The sequence below is a fragment of the Bradyrhizobium sp. CFUWI genome, from assembly GCF_056429085.1.
The window spans coordinates 34221-41187 of sequence record NZ_JBWJZE010000032.1 but is presented as its reverse complement, the minus strand read 5'-3'; the positions used below and the strand labels follow the sequence as shown (position 1 = coordinate 41187).

Annotated in this window: 5 protein-coding genes and 2 pseudogenes; 6 read left to right on the top strand and 1 reads right to left on the bottom strand. The window is 59.9% G+C overall.

Features of this window, described 5'->3' with window-relative positions:
• The first annotated feature begins 549 nt into the window (after window positions 1-549).
• The 4 genes from AC066S_RS35625 (at window position 550) to AC066S_RS35610 (ending at window position 5097) form a co-directional block, all read left to right on the top strand.
• Complete coding sequence (locus tag AC066S_RS35625) at window positions 550-1326, top strand: cupin-like domain-containing protein (protein WP_164719166.1); 777 nt, start codon at window positions 550-552, stop codon at window positions 1324-1326.
• Entirely contained in the window at window positions 1319-2296 is a 978-nt protein-coding gene (locus AC066S_RS35620; protein ID WP_126262224.1) for a threonine/serine dehydratase, read from the top strand. Before AC066S_RS35625 ends, AC066S_RS35620 begins: the two co-directional genes overlap by 8 nt.
• A gap of 505 nt (window positions 2297-2801) precedes the next feature.
• Entirely contained in the window at window positions 2802-3038 is a 237-nt protein-coding gene (locus tag AC066S_RS35615) for a hypothetical protein (RefSeq protein WP_126262223.1), read from the top strand.
• A complete protein-coding gene (locus AC066S_RS35610; RefSeq protein ID WP_135167580.1) occupies window positions 3028-5097 on the top strand; it encodes a recombinase family protein in 2070 nt (689 codons plus the stop codon). Before AC066S_RS35615 ends, AC066S_RS35610 begins: the two co-directional genes overlap by 11 nt.
• An 8-nt stretch (window positions 5098-5105) precedes the next feature.
• On the opposite strand, the pseudogene AC066S_RS35605 reads toward AC066S_RS35610, so the two are convergent.
• Window positions 5106-5216, bottom strand: a pseudogene (locus tag AC066S_RS35605) (integrase core domain-containing protein); the annotation flags it as partial.
• A gap of 75 nt (window positions 5217-5291) precedes the next feature.
• On the opposite strand from AC066S_RS35605, the pseudogene AC066S_RS35600 reads away from it, so the two are divergent.
• Together AC066S_RS35600 and AC066S_RS35595 are read left to right on the top strand one after the other, a co-directional pair.
• Window positions 5292-6280: pseudogene (locus tag AC066S_RS35600) on the top strand (IS110 family RNA-guided transposase); the annotation flags it as partial.
• A complete protein-coding gene (locus tag AC066S_RS35595; RefSeq protein ID WP_478271806.1) occupies window positions 6262-6915 on the top strand; it encodes an IS256 family transposase in 654 nt (217 codons plus the stop codon). The pseudogene AC066S_RS35600 and the gene AC066S_RS35595, both read left to right, overlap by 19 nt.
• The last annotated feature ends 52 nt before the right edge of the window (window positions 6916-6967 follow it).

Genomic DNA, 6967 nt, shown 5'->3' with positions numbered 1-6967 from the left:
CGGGCCGAGCTCGCCGATCGTGCGGCGCGCTCGTTGCGAGATGAGGAACTGCGGGCCGATCGTGCAGCGCGCTCCCTGCGCGACGAAGAGCTGCGGGCCGAGCTCGCCGATCGTGCGGCGCGCTCGTGACGCGACGAAGGGAGTGAAATGGCCGCGCGATCGGCGCGTGAGCTGGGAACGGTGGCCGCCCGATGGTGGCGCGACTTCCAGGCGGTCTAGAATTGTGAAGTAGTGCAGTGCTCACTCCATCCGAGAAGCGAGTCGGATTCCTCCTGAATTTGGAGATCCGACCGCATATCTCGATAAGGAATACTTCGTCCGCCATCGCATCGAGACGACTAAGCGAATCCTTCTCACCGCCAGAATCGATGTGCCGGCCGTTGCTTCGCATGATCGAGGAGGACCACGATAGTAATCGTTTCTAGAGGTCACTACACCACGGAAGAGTTGAACCAGGATATCCTTTATAGGCGGGACCTTAAGCAGCACAGCTAAAGTCAGACGAAACTCCTCCGCTCGATGCGACGGAGTTCAAATTTAGGAGTTATCATGAATCCGTCGGTGGTTAACAGAGCGTGGCTGGAGACCGCGCAATCGATCGATAGCATCGCTACTCCGAGTGCAGAGGAATTTCATCGGCGATTTGTGCGTCCGGCGCTTCCGGTCGTCATCAAAGGCGCGGCATTGACCCTGGGGGCTATCGAACGTTGGACCTCCGGCTACTTAAAGGCAGCAGCAGGCCATAGGCGTGTGCCCATCGAATTCTCTCCGGATAAAGAGTTCGCTGTGCCAGAGCGAATTGGTAAAGATCAAACCCACTCGACGTTTGGCCGCTTCGTCGATTATCTGCTCTATGGCGACGCGGCAAGTCAAACGACCTATTACCTCGCCCAGATTGATGCGTTGCGGTATCTCCCTGAACTTGTGGGTGATGTCGTTCGTCCGCCGTTCGCCCCACTCGCGAAGATCATGAGGCCTCCATACTTATGGATGGGCATTGGCCGTAACGCCTCGAAGCTGCATTACGATTCCTACGATAACCTGTATGCAATGATAAACGGTCGTAAGCATATTACCTTGTTCCCGCCGGCGGATCGCAGGAACCTCTACCCATATAACGACCATCCTAAGTATCGTCACTTTAGTCGTTTAAATCTTCGCCTTCCAGATCTCGATCGGTTTCCGAGATTGTTGAACGCGCGGCCTTTCGAATGCGTATTGTGTCGTGGCGATATTCTTTACATTCCGGAGGGGTGGTGGCACTATCTTCGATCGCACGGCCTGAACGTTGCGGTGAACTGGTGGTGGATAGAAGGGCATGCCTGAGGGCGCTGGCGCAAGCCTTGTTGGCCGCATAGTTGCGGCTGAAGCTCGCATCAGATCACTCGTGAGGGAGACTTTCGTCGACCATTCCCCTATTCTTTCGGCTTTGTCCGGGGGAGGGGAGGTATGGCTCAAGTACGAGAACCTTCAGCACACGGGATCTTTCAAGGTCCGCGGCGCTCTCAACAAAATCCTGTCCCTCTCCAAAGACGATCTCGCCCGCGGCGTCATCGCCTCGTCAACGGGGAACCATGGACTAGGCGTCGCCTACAGCCTTTCCGCGCTAAAGGCACGCGGGACCATATTTCTGCCCACGACTGCCTCGAAATCCAAGATCATCGCTCTTGAGCAGTACAAATCCGTCAAGCTGCAGTTTTTCGGCGCGGATGCGGTTACCTCCGAAGCACACGCGCGCGAAGTCGCGGTCGTCCAACATCGGGCATACATCTCACCCTATAATGACTTAGACGTTATCGTGGGTCAGGGCACTATTGGCATTGAACTTGAGCGGCAATGCCCTAAGCTAGACGCAGTGTTCGTATCGGTCGGTGGCGGCGGCCTTATCAGCGGCATCGCTAGTTATCTCAAGCCCCGCCATCCTGACCTCCGGATCGTCGGCTGCTGGCCTGAGAATTCCCCGGCATTGTATCTTGCGTTAAAGGCTGGAAAAATAGTCGATGTGTCCGAGAACCCTACATTGTCGGACGGCACTGCGGGCGGCATCGAAAGTGAGGCCATCACTTTCAGTTACGCCAGAGATCTCATAGACGAGTGCGTCCTGGTTCAGGAAAACGAAATCGCGGACGCTATTCGGCTCGTGCTCGCTGGCCACAGGATGGCAATCGAAGGAGCCGCAGGAGTAGCGGTAGCCGGCTATCTGAAGACGGCAGAGCGATACGCTGGCCAGAACGTTGCCGTCGTGGTATGCGGCGGTAACATTTCCTATGAGACGCTATGCTCAATCCTCTGCTAACAGAGTGTAGCGAGACCGAACTTTGGACCACCCAGAACTAGAGTTTTGCGCCTTGGTCACGTTGGCGGGCTGGTGGCGCCGGCGTGATTTTGCAGCAAAATCGGCGGCCGATTGCCGATGGCTCCATGGGGCCGCTCCTCGTTGTACAACAAGGCTTGAGAACGCCCAAGGGACCGTATGCCGTGAGGTTCTGTACCGGCATCACCCTTGGGTAGGCCGCGAGGTTTTCGTCCATGGTGTGATCGACAAGGCGGACGGCGTTGTTTTCCGCTGCACGCTGGATGGATCGGAGACGCAGCGTTTTCTGGAGATCCCATCCTGGATGTTCGACCGCGCGGCATGTGCTCGCGGTGGCAGCCTAACGGCAGAGCCGTTTGTCAGCCTGAAGGGCTCAACGCGTTGTCGTCGCTTGTCGATTCGGCGGTCAAGAGCGCGACATCATCATTGAATGAACCGCTTTCCGGTGCATGCGGAGTCTCTCACGATCAGAATCGGGGAGAGGCTCATGGCAAGCAGGACGGCGATATCGGCGAACCCGGTTCGGCGCAACCGGCGGTTCGGCGTGCATCAGATGGACCTGTTCACGGGTGGCATAGCGCACGGCGCCGTCGGTGTACCGGAATGGCGGGAGCTGCCGAAGGAGGCGCAGGATGCGCTGGTGAACTTGATGACGCAGCTGGTGCTGGACCATGCACGAGTAAGCGCAATGCTCGCGAAGAGGGAAGACGGTCATGATCAGTGACAAGGTCCGCCCTCACCATCTCGAGCGCAAGGCGATCCTCTATGTGCGCCAGTCCTCCGCCCATCAGGTTCTGCACAATCGTGAGAGCAGCGCGTTGCAATACGCGATGCGCGACCGATTGACGGCGCTGGGGTGGTCCAAGATCGAGGTGATCGACGATGATCTTGGGCGTTCCGCTGCCGGCGGCGTCCAGCGCGCGGGCTTCGAGCGGATGGTGGCCGAGGTCTGCCTCGGCAAGGTCGGCGCGGTCTGTGCGCGGGAGGTCTCGCGCTTTGCCCGCAATAGCCGGGATTGGCAACAGCTGATCGAGATGTGTCGCGTCGTCGACACGGTGCTGGTTGACCAGGAAGCTGTCTATGTTCCGCGGCATGGCAACGACCGACTGCTTCTCGGGCTGAAGGGGAGCCTCAACGAGTATGAGCTGGACCTTTTGCGACAACGCTCGCTCTCGGCACGCTACGAGAAGGCCAGCCGTGGCGAACTGATTGCGGCCACGCCAGTCGGTTTTGTGAAGGTCGGTGATCGCTACGAGAAGGATCCGGACCGGCGTGTGCAGGACGCCGTTACGCTCGTCTTCGACAAGATCGAGGAACTCGGGACCGCGCAGCAGGCGCTGCTGTGGTTCCATGAGCACGGCCTCGACCTACCGGTGAAGCAGCCGAACGGCGACACAGCCTGGCGGCGGCCCAGCTACGCGACTCTCCACAGGATGGTCGAGAACCCGGTCTACGGCGGAGCCTACGCCTATGGTAGAACAGCCGTAGCGACGGGGTACGGCGTCCATGGCGCAGGCGCGAAGATCCGGCGGAAGGCGCGCGCCGAGTGGCTCGTCCTCAAGCCGGACGCCCACGAAGGCTATGTGAACTGGGAGAGGTTCGAAGCGATCCGTACAATGGTCTCCAGTAACGTGCCCACGAGCCGGCATCATGGCGCGCCCAAGCATGGCGAGGCGCTGCTCGCTGGGCTCATCCGCAGCCGGCGTTGTGGCCGCAAGCTGACGCTGCGCTACAGCGGTATGAAGCATCACATCCCCCGTTACAGCTGCTCGCGCGGCTGGATGGACAACGGCGAACCGCGCTGCATCGCGTTCGGTGGCTTGCGCGTCGATGATGCGATCGAAGGGGCACTGCTCGGCGTTGTCGGACCCGGCGCCGTTGCGGCGGCTACGGCCGCCGCAGCCCAAGCCAGACATCAGAGGGATCAAGTTCGCGAAGCGCTCGGCCGTGATCTCGAAGCGGCCCGTTACGCCGCCGATCGCGCCTTCCGGCAATATGACACGGCGGATCCGGCAAATCGCCTGGTTGCCGCGGAGCTTGAGACGCGCTGGAATCGCTCGCTTGCCCGCGTCGCCGAGGTAGAGAGCAAGATTGCCGCGCATGATGCGACGACCGCACCGACAGCGATCGATCCAACGATGCTCAGCGTGCTGGCCTCAGACCTCAAGTCAATCTGGTCAGGGCCGACCATCGATGCGCGGCTGAAGAAGCGCATCGTCCGTACGCTGATCCACGAGGTCGTTGCCGATATCGATGACGAAGCGTCCGAGATCGTTCTTGTCGTGCATTGGGCGGGCGGCGCTCACAGCGAGATGCGGCTGCCGAAGCGTCGACGGGGGCAGCGTAACAGCACCTCCGGTGACATCATCGCAGCCATCCGGCAACTGGTGCTGATCGCCAGCGACGACCTGATTGCGGGCCTGCTCAACCGCAACGGCCTCAAGACGGGCAACGGCAACCGTTGGACCCGTGAGCGCGTCACAACCACGCGATCTTATCATCGGATACCCGTCTTCCGGCGGGCCGAGGATAGCGTCGAGCCATGGCTCAATCTCTCCGACGCCGCCAGGCTTCTCAAGGTCGCATCCAAGACGCTGCGCTTGGCCGCAGAAGCTGGTCAGATCGAAGCCGTCCACCCTCTGCCGGATGGGCCATGGATCTTCGCGCGCGCGGCCTTGACCACGGATGCCGCCACATCCATCACCGAACGAGCGCGGCAGAACCCAAGATACCCCGCAGGATCGCATCCCGATCAACAAAGTCTCTTCTCTTCAACAACATAGACAAATGGGTGTTCTGATGCGCGGTTGTAGTCGGCCCGCCAATGTCGGAGTTCGATCCTGGCCTGGGCCAGCGAGGTGAACAGCGTCTCGTTCAACAATTCGTCTCGGAGCCGGCCATTGATGGGGAAGACGGCCCCGCTCCCTCGGCGCTGGCGCTATGCTGGCGATATCTGTACCTAACAGGAGCAATCATCATGGAAGTCGTGACAATTGGGTTGGATATTTCGAAGCACGTATTTCACGTTCATGCGGTTGACACTCAAGGTCAAGTGATCAGCCGCCAACGCCTCCGGCGCGGTGAGATCGTCTCCTTCTTCTCCTCCTGTCGCCCTGCCTGGTTGGGATAGAAGCCTGCGCCACCGCCCATTACTGGGCGCGCGCGATTCAGCGGTTTGGACATAACGTGAGATTAATACCGCCCGCATATGTGAAGCCCTATGTGCGGCGGGGAGCAAAGAACGATGCCGCTGATGCGGCCGCAATCTGTGAAGCAGTTAGCCGCCCCAATATGAGATTTGTTCCCATCAAGAGCGTGGAGAACCAAGGCTTCTTAATGCTTCATCGTGCAAGACGCCTGCTGGTCCGCCAGAGAACCATGACGGCCTGCGCCATTCGAACTCACTTTGCGGAGTTCGGAATTATTGTCGGACAGGGCCGGCAAAGGGTGGATAGTCTTGTGGATTTGTTGGATGACGAGGAACTCGCGCTACCTGCCACTGCCCGTATGGCGCTGGATGTTCTTGTGAACCAACTGAAGGAATTGGACCGGCAGGTCGACGCTATCGAGCGTGAGCTGGCTCAGATGCAGAGAGTAAATCCGATGGCGAAGTTGCTGCCCTCGATTCCCGGCGTTGGTCCCATAACGGCCACGGCGCTCGCCGCGACGGTGCCGGACCCGACCATGTTCCGCTCCGGGCGAGAATTCGCGGCTTGGCTGGGCCTGACGCCTAAGCAGAATTCCACCGGCGGGAAGGACCGGCTCGGCCGCATAACGAAGCAGGGCGACTCCTATCTCAGGCACTTGCTTGTCATCGGGGCACGCAACGTCGTTCGGTATCCAAAGGCACGGTCCCGAGTTGGAGGTGGCTGGATCGAAGCTCTGCTTGAGCGGCGTCGGCCCATGGTCGTCGCTATCGCCGTCGCCAACAAGTTGGCTCGGATCATCTGGGCGAATCTCCGCCGCCTCGAAGAACGGATCAGATCCTCGGCATCTGTGAGGGCGCCAAGGAGGACAAATCCGGCTGGTCATCGTTTCTGCGGCATCTCGTCGATCGCGGTCTCGAGGGCGTGCAGTTGGTTGTTTCCGATGCGTGCCGAGGTCTTATCGAAAGCGTTGCGGATTATCTGCCGGAGGCCCGCTATCAACGCTGCATGGTGCATTTTTATCGCAATGTCTTCAGCCACGTGCCGTCGACCCGGGTCCGCGAGGTGAGCCACATGCTCAAGGCCATTCATGCCCAGGAGAGCCGCGCCGCGGCCGACGAGAAAGCCAGGACCGTCATCGCGGATCTGCGGGCAAGCCGTATGGCCAAAGCTGCTGATCTCGTCGAGCAGGCGGTTCACGAAACGCTCGCCTACTATGCCTTTCCGGACATCCATTGGCGGAAGATTCGAACGAACAATCCGCTCGAGCGCATCATGAAGGAGATCCGGCGACGAACCCGTGTCGTCGGCGCCTTCCCCGACGGTCAATCCTGTCTCAACTTGGCGGCGGCCCGGCTGCGGCACATTGCCGGAACGGCGTGGTCGACCAAATGCTACATGAACATGCGACCGCTCTATCAGCCACAACTCTCTGAAACCGGAGCCGTCGCCTGATCAAAAGTGCGAAACATTCTGGACAGTACCCGTCCAGGGCGTCAGCTAGCGT

What these genes read in the sequence shown, in the direction of transcription:
- AC066S_RS35610 (WP_135167580.1), top strand. Translation starts at nt 3,028, where the DNA reads ATGATCAGTGACAAGGTCCGCCCTCACCATCTCGAGCGCAAGGCGATC.
- AC066S_RS35615 (WP_126262223.1), top strand. Translation starts at nt 2,802, where the DNA reads ATGGCAAGCAGGACGGCGATATCGGCGAACCCGGTTCGGCGCAACCGG.
- AC066S_RS35620 (WP_126262224.1), top strand. Translation starts at nt 1,319, where the DNA reads ATGCCTGAGGGCGCTGGCGCAAGCCTTGTTGGCCGCATAGTTGCGGCT.
- AC066S_RS35625 (WP_164719166.1), top strand. Translation starts at nt 550, where the DNA reads ATGAATCCGTCGGTGGTTAACAGAGCGTGGCTGGAGACCGCGCAATCG.